Here is a 21,564-nt window from a genome sequence, read left to right on the forward strand (position 1 = left end):
ACCGTTCAACAGGTCTAAACCAATTTGGGATCGGCCCTTGTCATCGAGGCCCCCGGTCTGATGAGCTGTGGTCTGGGACACAACGGACACCCTGGGAAAGGGAGATGTCGTGAGCAACGAAAGCCTGGCCAACCTGCTGAAGGAAGAGCGCAGGTTCGCGCCGCCCGCCGACCTGGCCGCGAACGCCAACGTCACCGCGGAGGCGTATGAGCAGGCCAAGGCTGACAGGCTCGGCTTCTGGGCCGAGCAGGCCCGCCGGCTGACCTGGGCCACCGAGCCGACCGAGACGCTGGACTGGTCGAACCCGCCGTTCGCCAAGTGGTTCAAGGACGGCAAGCTCAACGTCGCGTACAACTGCGTGGACCGGCACGTCGAGGCCGGACACGGCGACCGCGTGGCCATCCACTTCGAGGGCGAGCCGGGCGACGGCCGCACCATCACCTATGCCGAGCTCAAGGACGAGGTCTCCAAGGCCGCGAACGCCCTGACCGAGCTGGGAGTCGGCAAGGGCGACCGGGTCGCCGTCTACCTGCCGATGATCCCCGAGGCCGTCGTCGCGATGCTGGCCTGCGCCCGCATCGGTGCCGCGCACTCCGTCGTCTTCGGCGGATTCTCCGCGGACGCCATCGCCGCCCGCATCAAGGACGCCGACGCCAAGCTGGTCATCACCTCCGACGGCGGCTACCGGCGCGGCAAGCCGTCCGCTCTCAAGCCCGCCGTCGACGAGGCCGTGAGCCGCGTCGACGGGGTCGACAAGGTCCTGGTCGTACGGCGTACGGGCCAGGAGGTCGACTGGACCGAGGGCCGCGACGTGTGGTGGCACGAGATCGTCGAGCGGCAGTCGGCCGAACACACCCCGGAGGCGTTCGAGGCCGAGCACCCGCTCTTCATCCTCTACACGTCGGGGACGACAGGGAAGCCGAAGGGCATCCTGCACACCTCCGGCGGCTACCTCACCCAGACGTCGTACACCCACCACTCCGTCTTCGATCTCAAGCCCGAGACCGACGTGTACTGGTGCACGGCCGACATCGGCTGGGTCACCGGACACTCCTACATCACGTACGGCCCGCTCTCGAACGGCGCGACGCAGGTCATGTACGAGGGCACACCCGACACCCCGCACCAGGGGCGCTTCTGGGAGATCATCCAGAAGTACGGCGTCACGATCCTGTACACGGCGCCCACCGCCATCCGCACGTTCATGAAGTGGGGCGACGACATCCCCGCGAAGTTCGACCTGTCGTCGCTGCGGGTGCTGGGGTCGGTCGGCGAGCCGATCAACCCCGAGGCCTGGGTCTGGTACCGCAAGCACATCGGCGGCGACCGCACCCCGATCGTGGACACCTGGTGGCAGACGGAGACCGGCGCGATGATGATCTCGCCGCTGCCCGGGGTCACCGAGACCAAGCCGGGCTCCGCGCAGCGCCCGCTGCCGGGCATCGCGGCGACGGTCGTCGACGACGAGGCCAACGAAGTACCGAACGGCGGCGGCGGTTACCTCGTCCTGACCGAGCCGTGGCCGTCGATGCTGCGCACCATCTGGGGCGACGACCAGCGGTTCATCGACACGTACTGGTCGCGCTTCGAGGGCAAGTACTTCGCCGGGGACGGCGCCAAGAAGGACGAGGACGGGGACATCTGGCTGCTCGGCCGGGTCGACGACGTCATGCTCGTGTCCGGGCACAACATCTCGACGACCGAGGTCGAATCGGCTCTCGTCTCGCACCCGTCGGTCGCCGAGGCGGCGGTCGTCGGCGCCGCGGACGAGACGACCGGGCAGGCGATCGTGGCCTTCGTGATCCTGCGGGGCTCGGCCTCCGCGGACGACGAGGGACTCGTCGCCGACCTGCGCAACCACGTGGGCTCCACGCTCGGGCCGATCGCCAAGCCCAAGCGGGTCCTCCCGGTGGCGGAACTGCCGAAGACGCGGTCCGGCAAGATCATGCGCCGGCTGCTGCGCGACGTGGCCGAGAACCGCGAGCTCGGTGACGTCACCACCCTCACGGACTCCGCGGTGATGGACCTCATCCAGGCCAAGCTCCCGGCGGCGCCGAGCGAGGACTGACGACGAGGACTCGCGAAGCGGCCGGACGACGAGGACTCACGACGAGCCCTGACGACCCGGCACCGTGCGTTCGGGGGCACTCGGCGCGGCTCTCCCCCAGCCGCGCCGAGTGCCCCCTTTCGCGGTTCATGTGAAGATCGTCGTACAGCAACGGCCACCTGCTGGGTAATCTGAAGAGAGCGTCAACGACGCGACAAGATCGTCATGGTGTGCCGGGAAGTCTGGTCGGCAGGTATTCAGCCCTGCCCACCGACCGGAGGTCTCATCGTGACCGCGCTCCGCACCCCCGCCCGCAAGTTCCTCGGCCGGCTGTCCCTGCCCGAGCGGACCTTCGTCGCGGACGCGCTGCGCACCGAGACCGTCGGCGGCGTCCTGCTGCTCCTCGCCACGATCGCCGCACTGATCTGGGCGAACACGCCACTTCAGGACAGCTACGCGAGCGTCGCCCACTTCCACTTCGGCCCCGCCGCGCTCGGGCTCGACCTGTCCGTCGAGCACTGGGCGGCCGACGGCCTGCTCGCCGTGTTCTTCTTCGTCGCCGGCATCGAGCTGAAACGCGAACTGGTGGCCGGTGACCTGCGCGACCCTAAGGCCGCGCTGCTGCCCGTCGTCGCCGCCGTCTGCGGCATGGCCGTTCCCGCCCTCGTCTACGCCCTCACCAACGCGCTCGGCGGCGGCTCGCTCGACGGATGGGCCGTCCCGACCGCCACCGACATCGCCTTCGCGCTCGCCGTCCTCGCCGTCCTCGGGACATCGCTGCCCTCCGCCCTGCGCGCCTTCCTCCTGACCCTCGCCGTCGTCGACGACCTGTTCGCCATCCTGATCATCGCGGTCTTCTTCACCGAGGACATCGACCTCGCCGCGCTCGGCGGCGCGGTCGTCGGCCTCGCCGCGTTCTGGCTGCTGCTGCGCAAGGGCGTACGCGGCTGGTACGTGTACGTGCCGCTCGCCCTCGTCATCTGGGGGTTGATGTACAACAGCGGCGTCCACGCCACGATCGCCGGCGTCGCGATGGGCCTGATGCTGCGCTGCCACCGGCGCGAGGGCGAGGAGAACTCCCCCGGCGAGCACATCGAACACCTCGTGCGGCCCCTGTCCGCCGGGCTCGCGGTGCCGCTGTTCGCCCTGTTCAGCGCGGGTGTGGCGGTGTCCGGCAGCGCGCTGGGCGACGTCTTCACCCGCCCGGAGACGCTGGGTGTCGTCCTCGGACTCGTCGTCGGCAAGGCGGTCGGCGTCTTCGGCGGCACCTGGCTGACGGCGCGATTCACCCGGGCGACCCTCAACGAGGACCTGGCCTGGGCCGACGTCGCCGCCGTCGCGACCCTGGCCGGCATCGGCTTCACCGTCTCGCTGCTGATCGGCGAACTGGCCTTCCAGGGCGACGATGCCCTCACCGACGAGATCAAGGCCGCCGTACTGGTCGGCTCGGTCATCGCCGCCGCCCTCGCCACCGCAATGCTGAAGATCCGCAACGCCAGGTACCGCGCGCTGTGCGAAGTCGAGGAGCGCGACGACGACCGCGACGGGATCCCCGACATCTACGAGGAGGACGACCCGGCGTACCACCTACGGATGGCCGAGATCTACGAACGGAAGGCCGCCGAGCACCGCAGGCTTGCCGAAGTGAAGGGCGGGGCAGGCGCGGGAGACGACGGTCCGGCATGATCTGACCAGACGGTACAAACAGAAGCAGAAGCCGGACCGCACAGACTCAGCAGAAAAGGGAGAACGCGATGAGCGCACCCGACGGCAGCCCGGTCGGCGCCGAACGCAGCATCGGCCAGCTGTTCGCCTCGGCGACGACCGAGATGTCCGCCCTGGTGCACGACGAGATCGCGCTGGCGAAGGCGCAGCTCAAGCGGGACGTCAAGCGCGGCGCGACCAGTGGCGGCGCGTTCTCGGTGGCCGCGGCGGTGCTGCTCTTCTCCCTGCCGATGCTGAACTTCGCCCTCGCCTACGGCATCCGGACCTGGAGCAACTGGAACCTGGCGATCTGCTTCCTTCTGTCGTTCGCCGCGAACGTGCTGGTCGCCGCCGTACTGGCGCTGATCGGTGTCGTCTTCGCCAAGAAGGCGAAGAAGAGCCAGGGCCCGCAGAAGGTCGCCGCCTCGATGAAGGAATCGGCGAGCGTCCTGCAGAACGCCAAGCCGCACCCCCGCGCGGAGCGGGTCGATGACGCGGTCGAGGCTGTGGCACGCTCATCCTCATGACCGACCCCGCCACACCTTCGGCGCAACCCGCCTCCGCCGTACGCATCGGCCTGCCCGGCGGACCCGAGGTGACCCACCGTGACGTCGCGGCGAACGGCGCCCGCTTCCACATCGCCGAACTGGGGGACGGCCCGCTCGTCCTGCTGCTGCACGGCTTCCCCCAGTTCTGGTGGGCGTGGCGGCACCAGATGACCGCGCTCGCCGACGCCGGGTTCCGGGCCGTGGCCATGGACCTGCGGGGTGTCGGAGGCAGCGACCGTACTCCCCGCGGTTACGACCCCGCGAACCTCGCGCTCGACATCACCGGCGTCGTACGGTCCCTCGGCGAGCCCGACGCCGCGCTCGTCGGGCACGACCTGGGCGGGTACCTGGCGTGGACGGCGGCCGTCATGCGGCCCAAGCTGGTCCGCCGGCTCGCCGTGTCGTCCATGCCGCACCCGCGGCGCTGGCGTTCCGCGATGCTGTCCGACGTCAAGCAGACGGCGGCCGGCTCCTACATCTGGGGATTCCAGCGCCCCTGGATCCCGGAACGTCAACTCGTCGTGGACGACGGCGCCCTGGTGGGCCGTCTGGTACGGGACTGGTCCGGACCGCGGCAGCCGGACGACGAGGCCGTACAGACGTACCGCCGCGCCATGTGCATCCCGTCCACGGCGCACTGCTCGATCGAGCCGTACCGCTGGATGGTGCGGTCCATGGCACGCCCGGACGGCATCCAGTTCAACCGGCGCATGAAGCGGCCGGTACGGGTGCCGACGCTGCATCTGCACGGCTCGCTCGACCCGGTGATGCGGACGCGGAGCGCGGCGGGGTCCGGGGAGTACGTCGAAGCGCCCTACCGCTGGCGGCTGTTCGACGGGCTCGGGCACTTCCCGCACGAGGAGGACCCGGTGGCCTTCTCCACCGAACTGGTCAACTGGCTCAAGGACCCCGAACCGGACAGGTGAACGGGCCGGCGCGGACAACCCGGGCAGCCCGACGACCCCTCAGCAGACGCCCGACGCCACGTCAGGAGTCCGCCCGGGCCCCGCGCGCGCAAGCCGTCACGCGCCCGCGAGGACAGCCGTCACACCCGCGCGGACAGCCGGGAGTGACCGCGCGGACGCGCCCGGTATGCGAACGGGAACATCTGTGCTTCGAACGGCCAATTGCCTGGCGCATAGGCCAATTGAGGGCCCCGGGCGCGGTTATGGACCTTGGGGCTGGGGCAGACGTCGGGGTATGGGCTGGACGCACGACTACAGTGACGCAGCACGCAATCGCCGCTCGGCGACGGGCCTGAGCTCCCATCGGAGGGGTACCCCGCAGATGCCGGGCGCGGACACTCGCGTGGGGATTCCGCACATCCTGCGCCGCCGGGCCCGCTGGGTCTCGGTGCGACTGCGCCACCCGCGCGGCTGAGCGACGGCCCGCCCCCGCGGGGCGGGCTCAGAGCGCGCAGCTGTCGCTGTCCACCTGCTGGTTGGCGGTACGCCCCTCGGCGACGTCCTCCGCGACCTCGTCCGCGGTGAGCGCGTATCCGGTGTTGGCGTCGTCGAGCGACTTCGCGAAGACCACGCCGTACACCTTGCCGTCGGGTGTGAGCAGCGGGCCGCCGGAGTTGCCCTGGCGGACGGTCGCGTAGAGCGAGTAGACGTCTCGGCGCACCGTCTTGCGGTGGTAGATGTCCGGGCCGTTGGCCGTGATGCGACCGCGTACGCGCGCGGGCTGGACGTTGTACGCGCCGTTCTGCGGGAAGCCGGCGACGATGGCGCTGCTGCCGCTCGTCGCGTCCTGCCGGCTGAACTGCAGCACGGGCGCGTGGAGGTTGGGCACGTCGAGTACGGCGATGTCGCGCTCCCAGTCGTACAGGACGACCGTGGCGTCGTACTTCTTGCCCTCGCCGCCGATCTGCACGGTGGGCTCGTCGACCCCGCCGACGACGTGCGCGTTGGTCATCACACGGCGGTCGCTGAAGACGAAGCCGGTGCCTTCGAGCACCTTGCCGCAACTCTGCGCCGTGCCCATCACCTTGACGATGGACCTCTGGGCGCGGGTGGCGACGGGGCTGCGGGCGAGCGCCGGGTCGGGCGGCTGCACCTCGGTGATGGGCTCGTTGGCGAAGGGGCTGAAGACCTGCGGGAAGCCGTTCTGCGCGAGCACCGAGGAGAAGTCGGCGAACCAGGTGTTCGCCTGGGTGGGCAGCGCGCGGGACACCCCGAGCAGCACCTTGGAGTTGCGGACCTCCTTGCCGAGCGTCGGCAGCGTCGTACCGGCGAGGGCGGAGCCGATCAGCCAGGCCACGAGGAGCATCGCCACCACGTTCACCAGGGCGCCGCCCGTCGCGTCCAGGGCGCGGGCCGGGGACCAGGTGATGTACCGCCGCAGTTTGTTGCCAAGATGGGTGGTCAGGGCCTGCCCGACCGAGGCGCAGACGATCACGACGATCACGGCGACCACGGCGGCGGTCGTACTCACCTCGGTGTCGTCGGTGGCCCAGCCCCAGATCAGCGGGAGCAGGTAGACGGCGACGAGGCCGCCGCCCAGGAAGCCGATCACCGACAGGATGCCTACGACGAAGCCCTGGCGATAGCCGACGATCGCGAACCACACGGCGGCGACCAGCAACAGGATGTCCAGCACGTTCACTGCTTCGAGCCTCGCCTCATCACTTTCCGGTCGCGATCGTCCGGCCGGGGGTCCAGGGGTCGCCCCCCGGAAAAACACAGCACGGGGGCCACCCTGTCATGAGCGCCAGTCGAGCGGGACCTGCTTCGCGCGGTCCCAGGGACGCTCCCACCCGGAGTAGTGCAGGATCTTGTCGATCACACCGGCCGTGAAACCCCAGACGAGGGCCGATTCGACCAGAAATGCCGGACCTCGGTGGCCGCTGGGGTGCACCGTGGTGGCGCGGTTGGCGGGGTCCGTGAGATCCGCCACGGGGACCGTGAAGACTCTGGCCGTCTCGGCGGGGTCGACGACGCCGACCGGTGTCGGACGGCGCCACCAGCCCAGGACCGGGGTCACCACGAAGCTGCTCACCGGGATGTACAGCTTGGGCAGCACGCCGAAGAGCTGGACGCCGCTCGGGTCGAGCCCGGTCTCCTCCTCGGCCTCGCGCAGGGCGGCCCGCAGCGGCGCATCCCCCTTCGGATCGCCGTCCTCGGGGTCGAGGGCGCCACCGGGGAAGGAGGGCTGCCCGGCGTGCGATCTGAGGGAGCTGGCGCGCTCCATCAGCAGCAGCTCGGGACCTCGCTCCCCCTCGCCGAAGAGGATGAGGACGGCCGATTGGCGCCCGGCCCCGTCCGCCGGCGGCAGGAAGCGGCTCAGCTGGAGCGGCTCCACCGTCTCGGCGGCGTGCACGACCGGGGCCAGCCAGTCGGGCAGACCGTCCTTGCTGAGCGTCACCGGCCCGCCCTGCGTGTCACTCGCGTGCGTCATCGCCACCCCCGTTCTGCTGTTCCCAACGCCTGTCGGTGCCGTGTTCGTTCCGTCATCCGGCACCCAGTGGGGGTGCGGGGATGCCTCCGGCGTCCAGATACGACTGCGGGGGCTTGAGCCGCTGGCCGGGGAAGCCGCCCTTCTCGTACTTCAGGAGCTTCTTCGCCTTCTCCGGATCGGTCTCGCCCTCCCCGTACGCCGGGCAGAGCGGCGCGATGGGGCATGCGCCGCAGGCGGGCTTCCTGGCGTGGCAGATGCGGCGGCCTTGGAAGATCACATGGTGGGACAGCATCGTCCACCCGCTCTTCGGGAAGAGCGCGCCGACGGCCGCCTCGATCTTGTCCGGGTCGGTCTCGTCGGTCCACTGCCACCGGCGCACGAGCCGCTGGAAGTGGGTGTCCACGGTGATCCCGGGCCGCCCGAAGGCATTGCCGAGGACGACGAAGGCCGTCTTGCGCCCCACGCCCGGCAGCTTGACGAGGTCTTCGAGCCGGCCCGGCACCTCGCCGCCGAACTCGTCCCGCAGGGCCTTGGACAGCCCTATCACCGACTTGGTCTTGGCCCGGAAGAACCCGGTCGGTCGCAGGATCTCCTCGACCTCCTCCGGATCGGCCGCGGCCAGGTCCTCCGGGGTCGGGTACTTGGCGAAGAGCGCCGGGGTCGTCTGGTTCACCCGCAGATCGGTGGTCTGCGCGGACAGCACCGTGGCGACGATGAGCTGGAAGGGGTTCTCGAAGTCCAGCTCCGGGTGGGCGTACGGGTAGACCTCGGCGAGTTCGCGGTCGATACGCCGGGCGCGGCGCACGAGGGCGGTGCGCGACTCGTTCCTCGGGGGCTTCGCGGCGGCCGCGACGGCCTTCTTCGCGGGAGCGGCGGCGCTGTTCGCCGCGGTCTTCTTCGCGGAAGCGGCGGCCTTCGCAGCGACAGCCTTCTTCGCGGCCGTGGCGGTCTTCTTCGCCGGAGCCGTCTTCGCCGGCGTCACCTTCTCGACCGCATCGCCACCGGCTCTCTTCGCGGGCACGGCGGCGGTCTTCTTCCGGGCCCCCGCGGTCACCTGCCCGGCGGACTTCTCAACTGCCGTCCCGGCGGTCTTCTTGGCGGTCTTCTTCGCTGCCCTCGTGTCGGCTGCTGCTGTGTCGGCCGCCGTCTTCTCGGCTGCCGTACTGGCGGTCTTCTTCGCTGCCGGCGTCACGCCGTCGTCCCTTCCCCGCCTTCCGGCGGCAGAGTCGCCCCCGCCACCGGCAGGTGCTTTGCCCCTTTTGTCGGTTTCTTGAATCCGTCGAGAGCTTGTTCGCCCATAGCGGAATCGCGACGTACAACCACCCGCGCAGCCCCCTTGGCCTGTGCTCTCACCGGCGATTTGGACACCCGGCCAGCCTAAAGCCCGGCACCGACATCCGCCCTGGACCCGGAAGATCGGCGCCCAATTGGCCCCCTGCCGCACTCCCTGGGACGCCAGTGCGGCAGACTTGTGACTGATCACACTGTTTGGACGGTCCGGCAAGATGGGGAACACGGTCCCCTGGTACCAAGGGGGAGCAAGATCCCCTGAGCAGGTCGACAAGGAGAGAACTCGTGGACGACGTTCTGCGGCGCGCCCCGCTCTTCGCGGCGCTCGATGACGAGCAGGCCGCGGAGCTCCGCGCCTCCATGAGTGAGGTGACCCTCGCGCGAGGTGACGCTCTCTTCCACGAGGGCGATCCCGGAGACCGCCTCTATGTGGTGACCGAGGGCAAGGTGAAGCTCCACCGCACCTCCCCCGACGGCCGCGAGAACATGCTCGCGGTCCTCGGCCCCGGCGAGCTGATCGGCGAACTGTCGCTGTTCGACCCGGGCCCGCGTACGGCGACCGCCACCGCGCTCACCGAGGTCAAGCTGCTCGGCCTCGGCCACGGCGACCTCCAGCCCTGGCTGAACGCACGGCCCGAGGTGGCCGCCGCACTGCTGCGCGCCGTCGCCCGTCGACTGCGCAAGACCAACGACCAGATGTCCGACCTGGTCTTCTCCGACGTCCCGGGCCGTGTCGCCCGCGCGCTCCTGGACCTGTCGCGCCGCTTCGGCGTGCAGTCCGAGGAGGGCATCCACGTCGTGCACGACCTCACGCAGGAGGAACTCGCCCAGCTGGTGGGCGCGTCGCGTGAGACCGTCAACAAGGCACTCGCCGACTTCGCCGGCCGCGGCTGGCTGCGCCTGGAGGCGCGCGCGGTGATCCTGCTGGACGTGGAGCGCCTCGCGAAGCGCTCACGCTGACGCGTACTTCGTACGAGGAGGGGCCCCGCCGTGCGGCGGGGCCCCTCCTCGTTTCGGCCACCCGACGCGGCCGCACGCTCCGTTCGCCACTGCGCCTGTCCCGCGACCGACCGGGAAAGACCGAGGAGCCGGACCCGGAGCTCTCAGATCAGGCCGTGTTCGCGCAGATAGTCCATCTGGGCGCGCACCGACAGCTCCGCCGCGGGCCACAGGGAACGGTCGACATCCACGTACACGTGGGCGACGACCTCGGCGGGCGACCGGTAGCCGTTCTCCACGGCCGTCTCCACCTGGGCCAGCCGGTGGGCACGGTGCGCGAGGTAGAACTCGACGGCGCCCTGGGCGTCTTCGAGGACGGGCCCGTGACCCGGCAGGACGATGTGGACGCCGTCGTCGACCGTCAGGGAGCGCAGCCGGCGCAGGGAGTCGAGATAGTCGCCCAGACGGCCGTCGGGGTGGGCCACGACGGTCGTGCCGCGCCCGAGGACGGTGTCGCCGGTGAGCACCGCCCGATCGGCGGGGATATGGAAGCACAGCGAGTCGGCGGTGTGGCCGGGCGTCGACACGACCCGCAGTTCGAGACCGCCGACGCTGATGACGTCGCCCTGCCCCAGCCCCTCGTCGCCGAGCCGCAGCGCGGGGTCGAGCGCCCGCACCTCAGTGCCCGTCAGCTCGGCGAACCGCGATGCGCCCTCGGCGTGGTCCGGGTGCCCGTGGGTGAGCAGGGTGAGCGCGATCCGCTTGCCGGCCTTCTCCGCCGTGTCGACGACGTTCCGCAGGTGCACGTCGTCCAGGGGGCCGGGATCGACGACGACCGCCGACGCGGAGCCGGGCTCGGAGAGGATCCAGGTGTTGGTGCCGTCCAAGGTCATGGCGGACGCGTTCGGGGCCAGGACGTTGACGGCGCGCGCGGTGGCGGGACCGGACTCGACCCCGCCGCGGGGCTGGCCGGGGAGGGCGGTTGCGTCGGTCATGCGGAGGCTCCACCGGTCGGGATGTGCTTGGTGAACTCGTCATGGCCGGGCCAGGCGAGGACCACTTCGCCGTTCTCCAGGCGGGCCTTGGCCAGGACGGGCGTCAGATCGCGTTCGGGTGCGGCGGCGAGGGCGTCGGCGGCGGTGCCGTACGGGACGAGCTGGCGCAGGGTCGCGATGGTCGGCGGCATCATGGTGAGCTCGCCCTCGTCGTACGAGGCCGCAGCGTCCGCCGGGTGGATCCACACGGTGCGGTCGGCCTCCGTGGAGGCGTTCCGGGTCCGCTGGCCCTCCGGGAGGGCGGCCACGAAGAACCACGTGTCGTAGCGGCGGGACTCGAACTCCGGGGTGATCCAGCGGGTCCAGGCACCCAGCAGGTCGGAGCGGAGCACGAGACCGCGGCGGTCGAGGAACTCGGCGAAGGACAGGTCGCGGGCGACCAGGGCGGCGCGGTCCGCCTCCCACTCGTCGCCCGTCGTGTCGCCGACCACGGTGTCCGGGCTGGGTCCGGCGAGCAGGACGCCCGCCTCCTCGTACGTCTCCCGCACGGCCGCGCAGACCACGGCCTGGGCGGAGGTCTCGTCCACGCCCAGCCTGTTCGCCCACCACGCGCGCGTGGGGCCCGTCCAGCGGATCTGGTGCTCGTCGTCCCGGGGGTCCACTCCGCCGCCGGGGTAGGCGTACGCGCCGGCGGCGAAGGCCATGGAGGCGCGTCTGCGGAGCATGTGCACGACGGGGGTGGTGTCGGTGTCCTTGAGCAGCATGACCGTGGCCGCGCGCCTGGGGGGCACCGGTGTGAGGGTGCCCTCCGCGAGCGCGCGGATCCGCTCTGGCCACTCCGGTGGATACCACTGCCCATTCGCCATGGCCGGAGGCTATCCCGAGCCGGGCGGATGTTCGAGTGCCTCTCGCCCCAGCGGGCGCCCACCAGGTCTTTCGCCCCCTCCGCCCCTGCCCGGACCGAACCCCCGGGGGCTCCGCCCCTCGGACCCCCGATCGGCCGGAACGGCCTCGTCCTCAAACGCCGGACGGGCTGAGGCACGGCCCCCGACCGCGACAACGACGACCTCAGGGGTGCGGGAAATCGGCCTGAACGGCCTCGTCCTCAATCGCCGGACGGGCTGAAAGGTGGCTCCCTGCCCTCAATGCGGGGCGGGATGGGGCGAGAGCCGCCGCCCGCCGGGCCAACGCCCGGGCCCCGGCCCCACTCACACCCGCAGTCGCCTCCCCCACGGAAGGGGCCGTGCCGGTGAATCAAATGCCCGTTGCGGACGACGCCACCAACCCACCGCACTGACACACCGGACCACACAAGGGCTGCAACGGGCGGATCACCGGCACGGCCCCGACCCGCCCACCGCGCAGACGGCGAAACGGCCACCGGACCGGCGCCCCCCGGCTACGGCGCCGTCAGCTCCACCTGGATCTCGACCTCCACAGGAGCGTCCAGCGGCAGAACAGCCACACCGACCGCGCTGCGTGCGTGCACGCCCTTGTCGCCCAGCACGGCGCCCAGCAGCTCGCTCGCGCCGTTCAGGACACCCGGCTGCCCGGTGAAGTCCGCAGCGGACGCCACGAAGCCCACGACCTTCACGACCCGCGCGATCCGGTCCAGGTCACCGGCGACCGACTTGACCGCCGCCAGCGCGTTCAGCGCGCACGTACGGGCCAGTTCCTTGGCCTCCTCGGCCGTGACCTCGGCCCCCACCTTCCCGGTCACGGGAAGCTTGCCGTCCACCATCGGCAGCTGCCCCGCGGTGTACACGTACAGACCGGACTGCACGGCCGGCTGATAGGCGGCCAGCGGCGGGACGACGTCCGGCAGGGTCAGCCCGAGCTCCGCGAGCTTCGACTCGACGGTCCCGCTCATGCCGACTTCTCCCGCTTCAGGTAGGCCACCAGCTGCTCGGGGTTGTTAGGCCCGGGCACGACCTGGACGAGCTCCCAGCCGTCCTCGCCCCAGGTGTCCAGAATCTGCTTCGTAGCATGGACGAGCAGCGGCACGGTTGCGTATTCCCACGAACGACGGCTAGCTTCAGCCATGACAACACCCCAGGTGGTAAGCGGTATGAACCTTCACGTCGCAGGCTACACACGACAGTCCTACGGCCGGGTCAGCGGCAGCGAGGCCAGCCCCGCAAGCCAGCGCGACGCCAACCAGGCACGCTACGAGTCGTTCGCCGCTGAGGCTGCGAGGCAGGGCCGTGAAGCCACCTGGTGCGGTCACTATGAGGACGTCGGCATATCCGCCTACTCAGGAACCGAGTGGCCCGACTTTGAGCGTCTGCTCCGCGACTGCCGCATGGGCCGGATCAACGTCCTGATCGTCTACAACATCAGCCGCCTGTCTCGGCTGGAGCCGCGCGACGCAATCCCCATCGTTAACGACCTGCTTTCGCTGGGCGTAACCATCGTGTCGACCATGGAGGGCGTATTCCGGCCCGGCGACACCATGGACCTGATCCACCTGATTTTCCGACTGGACGCCGCGCACCAGGAATCCAAGAGCAAGTCCGCCGCCGTCCGTGACGCTGCTGCACTGGCACGCTCCCTGGGCGGATATGTGGGCGGGAAAGCGCCCTACGGTCGCAGGCTTCAGCAAGAGAACCGAACGGCGCCCGGCGGAAAGCCCGTTGCCGTGCAGATGCTCGTAACTCAGCCGGATGAGGCCGAAGTTATCCGGCGCATTGTTAAGGCGCTGCTCGCCGGCACGGACTCTGTGCATTCGATCTGTGTAACACTGAACGCTGAAGGGGTTCCGACCCTGGGCGCCTCGCGCGGTAAGAAGACAGCGAACAGCGCGTGGCACCCCAAGACAGTTATCCGCATGCTGCGCCACCCGCATATCGCCGGCTTCGACGCTGAGGCCATCTACAGCGCTGCCGGCAGGGTTACCGGCCACCGTGTCCGCCGTGACGCCGAGGGCAAGCCAGCGCGTGTCTGGGAGCCCATTCTCAGCGAGGCTGACTGGTTCGCCGTTCAGGAATGGCTTGACGCCCGGCCGGTCCGCATGAATGAGCATCGGACTACGGCGCTACTGTCGTCCATGGGCGTACTCGCCTGCGCGTGCGGCTACTCGATGAGCGCGAACAACTCGGCCCGGCCGTCGTACTTCTGCAACCGGGCAGCGGGTAAGCCTCTGAGCGATGCCGCCGGGGACCATGAGGGCCGCTCCTACGTCTCGCGCACGACCCTTGACGATCACGTGGTGCGGAGCATTTTCGCGCTGATCGATGCCGCCGAATGGGATGAGGAATCGCGCCGCATCCTTGAGCGGGTGTCAGCGCACTACGCCGAAGTCAACGAAACTCCCGAGACGGCGCAGGAACGGCAGACAGTGCTGCACGATCGCGCCGATGCGCTGCTCGCCCTGCGACAGCTCTACGACGACGCCGACTTGTACCGGGGTGATGAAATCGGCCGGGCACGCTGGCAGGAAGACATCAAGACTCAGCAGGCGCGTGCAGCCGCCGCTGATCGGCGACTTGAGGAACTCGGCCAGGCTGGTTCGCTAGTGCTTCCTATCAGCGGGTGGACCGGGTCGGACAACGGCGATCCGATGGGTCCGGGGTCGTGGTGGGAGTCGGCAAGCCTCGCTGACCGCCGAGAGTTCGTCGCGCTGTTCTGCAAGCGAATCACGGTGCGCAAGGCACTTCCCAGCGAGAAGAGTCGGGGGAACAAGGCACGTGCCGTCATTGAGGGGCGCGTGTCTATCGAGTGGGTCTAAGGGCTGTCCCGAGCGTCCGCGAGGGTGCCCAACCGGAGCGGCCCTGGGCGCTCCGGAGAGCGCCTTGCCGGCCCGTCCGGCCCCCGTGGCCAGGCGGGGGCTTTCTCATGCCCTCGGACGGCCGTACGGGCGGCACTGCTCGGGCAGGGCTCTTGCGTTTCCGCCGGCCGCCGACGTCGAGCAGCCCGGTCGCCGTTTCACAGATCACGACGGGTGAGTGCCGCCGATGCGGCGCCATGGTGAGTGGTCTCAATGGCAGGTACGCGCGTGGTGTCCGCGGGTGGGTCAACGACTGGTCCGAGGGGCACACCGCGCCGACCGCTGAGGATGACCCGGACCACCCGGGCCCTGAGAGGCCTCAGCGTGTTGCCCGCCCCCTCCCCGTGCCGCTTCCCGATGGCGCACGGGCGGGGCATCCTGCTGTCGCGTCCGCCACACAACGGGACGGCCTCCCAGGGCCCGTGGGCAGGTGGGGCGCCGACGCGGTGACGGCTCCTCGCCGAGCCTGCCCGGAGCATGCATCACCGCTGGTCAGACAGCCCGCCGTTCATGCCATCGTGCGTGACGTAACTTTATGTCTCCTCACTTGGTCATGCGGCCGACCGCAGCCCCTGCCGCCCCGCCCCTCGCGCACCTTGTCCACAGCCTCCTGCGTAGTCCGGCGGCGGACTGGTTAGGCTCGAATACGTGAGCAGGCTCCAGGTCGTCAGCGGCAAGGGCGGTACCGGCAAGACCACGGTGGCCGCGGCCCTCGCGCTTGCCCTCGCGACCGAGGGCAAGCGCACCCTCCTCGTCGAGGTCGAGGGCAGACAGGGCATCGCGCAGCTCTTCGAGACAGAAGCGCTGCCCTACGAGGAGCGGAAGATCGCCGTCGCTCCCGGCGGCGGGGAGGTGTTCGCCCTCGCCATAGACCCGGAACTGGCGCTCCTGGACTACCTCCAGATGTTCTACAAACTGGGCGGCGCGGGCCGCGCCCTGAAGAAGCTCGGCGCCATCGACTTCGCGACCACCATCGCGCCGGGTCTGCGCGACGTGCTCCTGACCGGCAAGGCGTGCGAGGCCGTACGGCGCAAGGACAAGAGCGGACGGTTCATCTACGACTACGTGGTCATGGACGCGCCGCCCACGGGCCGCATCACCCGCTTCCTGAACGTGAACGACGAGGTCGCGGGCCTAGCCAAGATCGGCCCGATACACAATCAGGCACAGGCCGTGATGCGCGTCCTCAAGTCCGCGGAGACGGCCGTCCACTTGGTGACGCTCCTGGAGGAGATGCCCGTCCAGGAGACCGCGGACGGCATCGCGGAGCTGCACGCCGCGAACCTGCCGGTGGGCAGGATCATCGTGAACATGGTGCGGCCCCAGGTCCTCGACCCGACCGACCTGGAACTCACCCGCGCGGCCCCGCACACGGCGATCGCCCGGTCCCTGTCCGCGGCCGGTCTGGGCGGAGCACGCCGCGGCGGGAACGCCGAGCGGCTCGTCGACCCGCTGCTGGAGCAGGCCGAGGAGTACGCCGAGCGGTACGCCCTGGAGCACGAGCAGCGCGGGGTCCTGGCGGAGCTGGGCCTGCCGCTGCACGAACTGCCCCTGCTCGCCGAGGGAATGGATCTGGCGGGCCTGTACGAGTTGGCCGCACAGCTGCGGAAGCAAGGGATGTCATGAGCCTGGACCCCGCCCGCGTCCTCGACGTCGATCCGCTGCTCGACGACCCGCAGACCCGCATCGTGGTGTGCTGCGGATCGGGCGGCGTCGGCAAGACGACCACGGCGGCTGCCCTGGGGCTGCGCGCCGCGGAGCGCGGCCGCAAGGTCGTCGTGCTCACCATCGACCCGGCGCGCCGGCTCGCCCAGTCGATGGGCATCGACTCGCTGGACAACACTCCACGCCGGGTGAAGGGCATCGAGGGCGACGGCGAGCTGCACGCCATGATGCTCGACATGAAGCGCACGTTCGACGAGATCGTCGAGGCGCACGCGGACCCGGAGCGGGCCGCGGTCATTCTGAACAACCCCTTCTACCAGTCGCTCTCCGCGGGCTTTGCGGGCACGCAGGAATACATGGCGATGGAGAAGCTGGGTCAGCTGCGGGCGCGGGACGAGTGGGACCTCATCGTCGTCGACACACCGCCGTCGCGTTCGGCGCTGGACTTTCTGGACGCCCCGAAGCGACTGGGCTCGTTCCTCGACGGGCGGCTGATCCGGCTGCTGACGGCGCCGGCGAAGCTGGGCGGCCGGGCGGGCATGAAGTTCCTGAACGTCGGGATGTCGATGATGACGGGCACCCTGGGGAAGCTGCTCGGCGGGCAGCTCCTCAAGGACGTGCAGACGTTCGTGGCCGCGATGGACACCACGTTCGGCGGGTTCCGTACGCGGGCTGACGCCACGTACAAGCTGCTCCAGGCGCCCGGCACGGCGTTCCTGGTGGTGGCGGCCCCGGAGCGGGACGCGCTGCGCGAGGCCGCGTACTTCGTGGAACGGCTGGCCGCGGAGGACATGCCGTTCGCGGGTCTGGTGCTCAACCGGGTGCACGGCAGCGGCGCCACCCGGCTGTCCGCGGAGCGGGCGCTCGCCGCCGCGGAAGATCTTGATTCCGAGGCTGCAGAAAATCTTGACGACGCCCGCATTGTGGATCAGGGGGACGGGAAAGCTGGACTTCGTAACTCTCCCGACACGTACGGCAGTTCAGAACCTCCCGCTTCCGCGGCACCGGCTTCCGAGGAAGGCTCCCCCGCCGCCACGGACCAACCCGACCCGAGCCGGACCGCCGCCACGGACAGCACCGCCCGGGACCGGACGGACGCACATGACACACCGGACGCGCCCGACACGGCCGACGCACACGGCACGGCCCACGCGCAGGACGAGACCGACACGGCCGAAGCGCAGGATCCGACCACCACGGCGGGCGAGACCCGCTCCGACGCGGAGAGCACGGCCCGAACCGTCGACCAGCTCACCGCAGGCCTGCTGAGGCTGCACGCCGAGCGCATGCAGCTGCTCTCCCGCGAGCAGCGCACGCGTGACCGGTTCACCGCGCTCCACCCCGAGGTGGCGGTGGCCGAAGTGGCGGCACTTCCGGGCGACGTGCACGACCTCGCCGGGCTGCGGAACATCGGGGACCGGCTCGCGGCCAATCGGCCGGAGCTGCCCGAAAGCTGAGTATCCGGGGCGACCCGAGGGGAAGGCCCCTCAGCCCACCGCGGCGTAGCGCTCGTACACCTCTTCCTCGTCGAGGGGCAGCAGGCCCGCACCGCGCTCGTACTCCGTACGCGCGGTCTCCAGCAGTCGACGCCACGAGGTGACGGTCGGCCGGCGGCGCAGCAGCGCGCGGCGCTCCCGCTCCGTCATGCCACCCCACACGCCGAATTCGACGCGGTTGTCGAGCGCATCGGCGAGGCACTCCGTGCGTACCGGACACCCGGTGCACACTGCCTTGGCCCTGTTCTGCGCTGCTCCTTGAACGAACAGTTCATCTGGATCGGTAGTGCGGCAGGCCGCCTGCGCACTCCAGTCGGTTACCCAGCCCATACCGGCGCCGTCCTCTCCCGAATCGAGGCTCCCCCACGGCGGCAGCGGCATATTCACCGCCGCCAGTTGAGGACGTTACGGAAGGTGGGCACAGCGCAACACCCCCTTCGGGCCCAATCTTGAATGGCCCGAACGGACTATGCGTAAGCGGCAGATCACCCGGGGGAGTGAGCTGGGGACATACGAGACAATCCCAGCAAACCGGGACACTTCAGTTGAGTCACAACGGACACCAGGTGACACACAAGGCGGAGTCGGACGCGCGCCCCACAGAAATCGGGGAACCTCCGGAACGATTCGGGTTCGCCGGACGTATTGATACGTGGCCGCACTGCTGTGACAGTTGAGAGCAGCTTAGGCCAAGGCATATACGCGTGTCCGGCGAATGAGAACGTAGGCTGCCCTCATGCCAAAGAAGCGCTCGGGCGGTGGTCTGTCCCCTACGCAGCAGGCCGCCAAGTTCCTCGGTGTCAGCGTGCTCGCGGGCGCCGTCATGGCCGGAATCGCACTGCCCGCCGCGGGCGCACTCGGTCTTGCGGCCAAGGGCTCCGTCAAAGGGTTCGACGAGATCCCCGACAACCTGAAGAGTCCCGCGCTGAGTCAGCGGACCACGATCCTGGACAATCAGGGCGGCCAGATCGCGACGGTCTACTCGCGCGACCGCACGGTGGTCGACCTCAAGGACATCTCGCCGTACATGCAGAAGGCGATCGTCGCGATCGAGGACTCCCGCTACTACCAGCACGGTGCGGTGGACCTGAAGGGCATCCTGCGCGCCGTGAACCAGAACGCGCAGAACGGCGGGGTCGCCCAGGGCGCCTCCACCCTCACGCAGCAGCTGGTGAAGAACTACTTCGTGGAGGAGGCCGGCGACGACCCGACGAAGGTCGCCCAGGCCACCCAGCAGACCCTCGGCCGCAAGATCCGCGAGCTCAAGTACGCGATCCAGCTGGAGGAGAAGCTCGGCAAGAAGAAGATCCTCGAGAACTACCTGAACATCACGTTCTTCGGGGAGCAGGCCTACGGCATCGAGGCCGCCGCCCAGCGCTACTTCTCCAAGCCCGCCAAGGAGCTGAACCTCCAGGAGTCGGCGATGCTCGCGGGCATCGTCCAGTCGCCCAGCCGGTACGACCCGGTCAACGACGAGGCGGAGGCCATCAAGCGCCGCAACACCGTGCTCCAGCGCATGGCCGAGGTGCACGACATCTCGCAGCAGGAGGCCGACGCGGCCAAGGCGAAGAAGATCGAGCTGCACGTGAGCAAGCCGAAGAACGGCTGCATCACGGCGGCGAAGGGCGCCAGCTTCTTCTGCAAGTACGTGGAGCACGTCTTCCTGACCGACCCGGTCTTCGGCAAGACGAAGGAGGAGCGGGCGAAGATCTGGAACCAGGGCGGTCTGACGATCCGCACGACCCTCGACCCGCAGTCGCAGGAATCCGTCCAGGCGTCGCTGAAGGACCACGTCTACAAGTCGGACAAGGTCGCCGCGGCGGCGACCCTGGTCGAGCCGGGCACCGGGAAGATCGTCGGCATGGGCCAGTCGAAGCCGTACGGCTACGGGAAGAACGAGACCGAGTACAACTACTCGGTCGACTACAGCATGGGCGGCTCCAACTACGGCTTCCCGACCGGTTCGACGTTCAAGCCGTTCGTGGCCGCTGCCGCGATCGAGCAGGGCCGGCCGCCGACGCAGGAGTACTCGTCGCCGAACAAGATGCCGTACCCCAGCCCCGTGCAGACGTGCAGCAGCAAGCCGTGGACCAACCAGGCGAACGAGCAGGTGCCGAACGAGGACGCCTCGGAGGTCGGTCCCTACCGGCTGAAGGAGGCGATGGCCAAGTCGGTCAACACCTACTTCGTGCAGATGATCTCCGACATCGGCCTGTGCCCGGTGATGAAGCAGATCGACAAGCTCGGCGTCGTCCAGGGCAACGGCGACAAGCTCCCCGAGGTCCCCTCCATCGCCCTCGGCGCCAAGGGCATCTCCCCGCTGACGATGGCCACGGCGTACGCGGCCTTCGCCTCCCGCGGCATGTACTGCACGCCGATCGCCGTCGAGTCGATCACGCAGAAGATCGGCGGTACGCAGAAGTCCCTGGAGGTGCCGAAGTCGACGTGCTCGCGCGCGATGTCGGAGAAGACCGCGGACACCATCAACACCCTGCTGAGCGGCGTGGTCGACTCCGGTACGGGTCAGCAGGCGGGTCTGACCGACCGGGCCAACGCCGGTAAGACGGGTACGACGGACCAGCGCAAGAACGCCTGGTTCGTCGGCTACACGCCGAACCTGTCCGGCGCGGTCTGGGTCGGCAGCGCCACCCAGAAGGTCCAGATGCGGGGCATCCGCATCGGCGGCGTATACCGCGACAAGGTCTACGGCGGACAGGTTCCCGGCCCGATCTGGCGGGACCTGATGACCGGCGCCCTGGTGGGCAAGGACTCGCCGTCCTTCAACCTGGTCGACATTCCCGACGAGGACAAGGACCGGGATCACGAGGGGAACGACGACGACAACGGTCACGGAAACGGAAACGGAAACGGCGGGAATGGAGACCCCCTCGGCGGCCTGACCAACGGCGGGACGCTCCCCACACCTTCCTTCTCCATTCCCGAGGGATGGATTCAGGGCACCACCAACAGGGGTAACGGAAACGGCGGTCAGCGCTGATGTCCCATATTCGCCGATCCACCCCGCGTCCCCCGGCTGACCTGCTGCTGAAGCGTCCGGCGTAATTACGTCAGCTTCCCGGTAAGGGCACCCTCTCGGCGGAGGCCGTGACATATTCACCTCCGGCCCCGCCTCGAGGGTGCCCTTGCTGTTTTCCAGCCCGTCCGGAGGGGACATGAAACTCAGATCGCGGCTCAGTGTCACGTTCAGCGCGTTGCTCGGCGCCCTGACCCTCGCCCTCGCCGTACCGAATTCGGCGGCGGCCGCCACCTGCGACAACTTCGGCTGCGACGGTCACGATCCGAACGTCCAGACCTGGCAGACCGGTCCGGTCAGCCCCTACGGCCCGTACGACCTCGGCGGGTCCTTCATGTACGAGCTGCGCTGGGGGAAGACGGACGGCGACCAGTACAGCTGGGGCCGCCTTTGGTACATCAGCGGCTCGGACGAGCAGAAGTACACCGTGTACGTGCAGCGCTGCACGAAGAGCCACTCCACCTGTTACTGGCGCCTGGGCGAGAAGAAGGGCGGCGCTTCGGGCTGGACCGCGAAGGTCCCCGAGGGCACGAACTACTACTACACACGCACGCCGATGTACTACAACCCGTCGGGTTACGAAATGCGGGCCTGCGTGGAGGACCCGTCGGGCGACGAGTCGTGCACGCCGTGGTACTGAGCCGGCCCGGCCGTCCGACGTACGGATGAAGCCAAAGCGAG

19 protein-coding genes are annotated in these 21,564 nt (G+C 69.5%); 11 read left to right on the top strand and 8 right to left on the bottom strand.

Annotation, left to right across the window (positions count from 1 at the left end; all coding sequences use genetic code 11):
* Nucleotides 1-67 precede the first annotated feature (67 nt).
* From acs to H305_RS54360, 5 genes are all read left to right on the top strand, one after another.
* Nucleotides 68-2,068 carry an acetate--CoA ligase gene (gene acs / locus H305_RS0103195; RefSeq protein ID WP_078628849.1) on the top strand — a complete coding sequence of 667 codons (2,001 nt, stop codon included), beginning with the start codon at nt 68-70 and terminating at the stop codon, nt 2,066-2,068.
* A gap of 267 nt (nt 2,069-2,335) precedes the next feature.
* Nucleotides 2,336-3,733 carry a Na+/H+ antiporter NhaA gene (gene nhaA / locus H305_RS0103200; protein ID WP_028799149.1) on the top strand — a complete coding sequence of 466 codons (1,398 nt, stop codon included), beginning with the start codon at nt 2,336-2,338 and terminating at the stop codon, nt 3,731-3,733.
* A gap of 68 nt (nt 3,734-3,801) precedes the next feature.
* Nucleotides 3,802-4,278 (top strand): phage holin family protein, encoded by a 477-nt coding sequence (locus H305_RS0103205; RefSeq protein WP_028799150.1) that lies wholly within the window; start codon nt 3,802-3,804, stop codon nt 4,276-4,278.
* On the top strand, nt 4,275-5,225 hold the full coding sequence (locus tag H305_RS0103210) for an alpha/beta fold hydrolase (RefSeq protein WP_028799151.1): 951 nt from the start codon (nt 4,275-4,277) through the stop codon (nt 5,223-5,225). Before H305_RS0103205 ends, H305_RS0103210 begins: the two co-directional genes overlap by 4 nt.
* 274 nt (nt 5,226-5,499) lie before the next feature.
* Nucleotides 5,500-5,679: a hypothetical protein gene (locus tag H305_RS54360; RefSeq protein ID WP_078628851.1), complete on the top strand. Its 180-nt coding sequence runs from the start codon at nt 5,500-5,502 to the stop codon at nt 5,677-5,679.
* 27 nt (nt 5,680-5,706) lie between these two features.
* Here the strand turns inward: H305_RS54360 and H305_RS0103215 are convergent, their stop codons facing one another.
* The 3 genes from H305_RS0103215 to nth form a co-directional block, all read right to left on the bottom strand.
* Nucleotides 5,707-6,906 carry a MarP family serine protease gene (locus H305_RS0103215; protein WP_028799152.1) on the bottom strand — a complete coding sequence of 400 codons (1,200 nt, stop codon included), beginning with the start codon at nt 6,904-6,906 and terminating at the stop codon, nt 5,707-5,709.
* A gap of 96 nt (nt 6,907-7,002) precedes the next feature.
* Entirely contained in the window at nt 7,003-7,698 is a 696-nt protein-coding gene (locus H305_RS0103220) for an NUDIX hydrolase (protein ID WP_028799153.1), read from the bottom strand.
* Between the two features lie 52 nt (nt 7,699-7,750).
* Complete coding sequence (gene nth, locus H305_RS0103225) at nt 7,751-8,890, bottom strand: endonuclease III (protein WP_028799154.1); 1,140 nt, start codon at nt 8,888-8,890, stop codon at nt 7,751-7,753.
* Between the two features lie 383 nt (nt 8,891-9,273).
* On the opposite strand from nth, the gene H305_RS0103230 reads away from it, so the two are divergent.
* Nucleotides 9,274-9,948, top strand: a complete 675-nt coding sequence (locus H305_RS0103230) for a Crp/Fnr family transcriptional regulator (RefSeq protein ID WP_006382668.1) — start codon at nt 9,274-9,276, stop codon at nt 9,946-9,948.
* A gap of 143 nt (nt 9,949-10,091) precedes the next feature.
* Here H305_RS0103230 and H305_RS0103235 read toward each other — a convergent pair whose 3' ends face one another.
* From H305_RS0103235 to H305_RS52045, 4 genes are all read right to left on the bottom strand, one after another.
* Nucleotides 10,092-10,922 carry an MBL fold metallo-hydrolase gene (locus H305_RS0103235; RefSeq protein ID WP_028799155.1) on the bottom strand — a complete coding sequence of 277 codons (831 nt, stop codon included), beginning with the start codon at nt 10,920-10,922 and terminating at the stop codon, nt 10,092-10,094.
* Nucleotides 10,919-11,788 carry an NUDIX hydrolase gene (locus H305_RS0103240; RefSeq protein ID WP_028799156.1) on the bottom strand — a complete coding sequence of 290 codons (870 nt, stop codon included), beginning with the start codon at nt 11,786-11,788 and terminating at the stop codon, nt 10,919-10,921. The genes H305_RS0103235 and H305_RS0103240 overlap by 4 nt, the downstream gene beginning before the upstream one ends.
* A 533-nt stretch (nt 11,789-12,321) precedes the next feature.
* Nucleotides 12,322-12,792 carry a RidA family protein gene (locus H305_RS0103245; RefSeq protein WP_028799157.1) on the bottom strand — a complete coding sequence of 157 codons (471 nt, stop codon included), beginning with the start codon at nt 12,790-12,792 and terminating at the stop codon, nt 12,322-12,324.
* Entirely contained in the window at nt 12,789-12,965 is a 177-nt protein-coding gene (locus H305_RS52045; protein WP_107439946.1) for a DUF4177 domain-containing protein, read from the bottom strand. The genes H305_RS0103245 and H305_RS52045 overlap by 4 nt, the downstream gene beginning before the upstream one ends.
* A 25-nt stretch (nt 12,966-12,990) precedes the next feature.
* Here H305_RS52045 and H305_RS44300 point away from each other — a divergent pair, with 25 nt between their 5' ends.
* From H305_RS44300 to H305_RS44305, 3 genes are all read left to right on the top strand, one after another.
* The gene (locus tag H305_RS44300) at nt 12,991-14,649 is read left to right on the top strand and encodes a recombinase family protein (protein WP_051370343.1); all 1,659 of its coding nucleotides are present in this window, start codon (nt 12,991-12,993) and stop codon (nt 14,647-14,649) included.
* A 687-nt stretch (nt 14,650-15,336) separates the two neighbouring features.
* Complete coding sequence (locus H305_RS0103260; RefSeq protein WP_028799158.1) at nt 15,337-16,314, top strand: ArsA family ATPase; 978 nt, start codon at nt 15,337-15,339, stop codon at nt 16,312-16,314.
* On the top strand, nt 16,311-17,810 hold the full coding sequence (locus H305_RS44305) for an ArsA-related P-loop ATPase (RefSeq protein WP_037762226.1): 1,500 nt from the start codon (nt 16,311-16,313) through the stop codon (nt 17,808-17,810). Before H305_RS0103260 ends, H305_RS44305 begins: the two co-directional genes overlap by 4 nt.
* Before the next feature lie 30 nt (nt 17,811-17,840).
* On the opposite strand, the gene wblA is transcribed toward H305_RS44305, so the two are convergent.
* Nucleotides 17,841-18,179: a transcriptional regulator WblA gene (gene wblA / locus H305_RS0103270; RefSeq protein ID WP_028799159.1), complete on the bottom strand. Its 339-nt coding sequence runs from the start codon at nt 18,177-18,179 to the stop codon at nt 17,841-17,843.
* A 406-nt stretch (nt 18,180-18,585) separates the two neighbouring features.
* Between wblA and H305_RS0103275 the strand changes: the two genes are divergently transcribed.
* Both H305_RS0103275 and H305_RS0103280 read left to right on the top strand, forming a co-directional pair.
* The gene (locus H305_RS0103275; RefSeq protein ID WP_028799160.1) at nt 18,586-20,847 is read left to right on the top strand and encodes a transglycosylase domain-containing protein; all 2,262 of its coding nucleotides are present in this window, start codon (nt 18,586-18,588) and stop codon (nt 20,845-20,847) included.
* Nucleotides 20,848-21,022: 175 nt separating this feature from the next.
* The gene (locus H305_RS0103280) at nt 21,023-21,523 is read left to right on the top strand and encodes a hypothetical protein (protein ID WP_028799161.1); all 501 of its coding nucleotides are present in this window, start codon (nt 21,023-21,025) and stop codon (nt 21,521-21,523) included.
* Nucleotides 21,524-21,564: the final 41 nt, after the last annotated feature.

This window comes from Streptomyces sp. 142MFCol3.1 (assembly GCF_000424945.1).
Taxonomy (GTDB): Bacteria; Actinomycetota; Actinomycetes; order Streptomycetales; family Streptomycetaceae; genus Streptomyces; species Streptomyces siamensis.

What these genes read in the sequence shown, in the direction of transcription:
- H305_RS0103205 (WP_028799150.1), top strand. Translation starts at nt 3,802, where the DNA reads ATGAGCGCACCCGACGGCAGCCCGGTCGGCGCCGAACGCAGCATCGGC.
- H305_RS0103210 (WP_028799151.1), top strand. Translation starts at nt 4,275, where the DNA reads ATGACCGACCCCGCCACACCTTCGGCGCAACCCGCCTCCGCCGTACGC.
- H305_RS54360 (WP_078628851.1), top strand. Translation starts at nt 5,500, where the DNA reads ATGGGCTGGACGCACGACTACAGTGACGCAGCACGCAATCGCCGCTCG.
- H305_RS0103220 (WP_028799153.1), bottom strand. Translation starts at nt 7,698, where the DNA reads ATGACGCACGCGAGTGACACGCAGGGCGGGCCGGTGACGCTCAGCAAG.
- H305_RS0103235 (WP_028799155.1), bottom strand. Translation starts at nt 10,922, where the DNA reads ATGACCGACGCAACCGCCCTCCCCGGCCAGCCCCGCGGCGGGGTCGAG.
- H305_RS0103240 (WP_028799156.1), bottom strand. Translation starts at nt 11,788, where the DNA reads ATGGCGAATGGGCAGTGGTATCCACCGGAGTGGCCAGAGCGGATCCGC.
- H305_RS0103245 (WP_028799157.1), bottom strand. Translation starts at nt 12,792, where the DNA reads ATGAGCGGGACCGTCGAGTCGAAGCTCGCGGAGCTCGGGCTGACCCTG.
- H305_RS52045 (WP_107439946.1), bottom strand. Translation starts at nt 12,965, where the DNA reads ATGGCTGAAGCTAGCCGTCGTTCGTGGGAATACGCAACCGTGCCGCTG.
- H305_RS44300 (WP_051370343.1), top strand. Translation starts at nt 12,991, where the DNA reads ATGAACCTTCACGTCGCAGGCTACACACGACAGTCCTACGGCCGGGTC.
- H305_RS44305 (WP_037762226.1), top strand. Translation starts at nt 16,311, where the DNA reads ATGAGCCTGGACCCCGCCCGCGTCCTCGACGTCGATCCGCTGCTCGAC.
- wblA (WP_028799159.1), bottom strand. Translation starts at nt 18,179, where the DNA reads ATGGGCTGGGTAACCGACTGGAGTGCGCAGGCGGCCTGCCGCACTACC.
- H305_RS0103275 (WP_028799160.1), top strand. Translation starts at nt 18,586, where the DNA reads ATGCCAAAGAAGCGCTCGGGCGGTGGTCTGTCCCCTACGCAGCAGGCC.
- H305_RS0103280 (WP_028799161.1), top strand. Translation starts at nt 21,023, where the DNA reads ATGAAACTCAGATCGCGGCTCAGTGTCACGTTCAGCGCGTTGCTCGGC.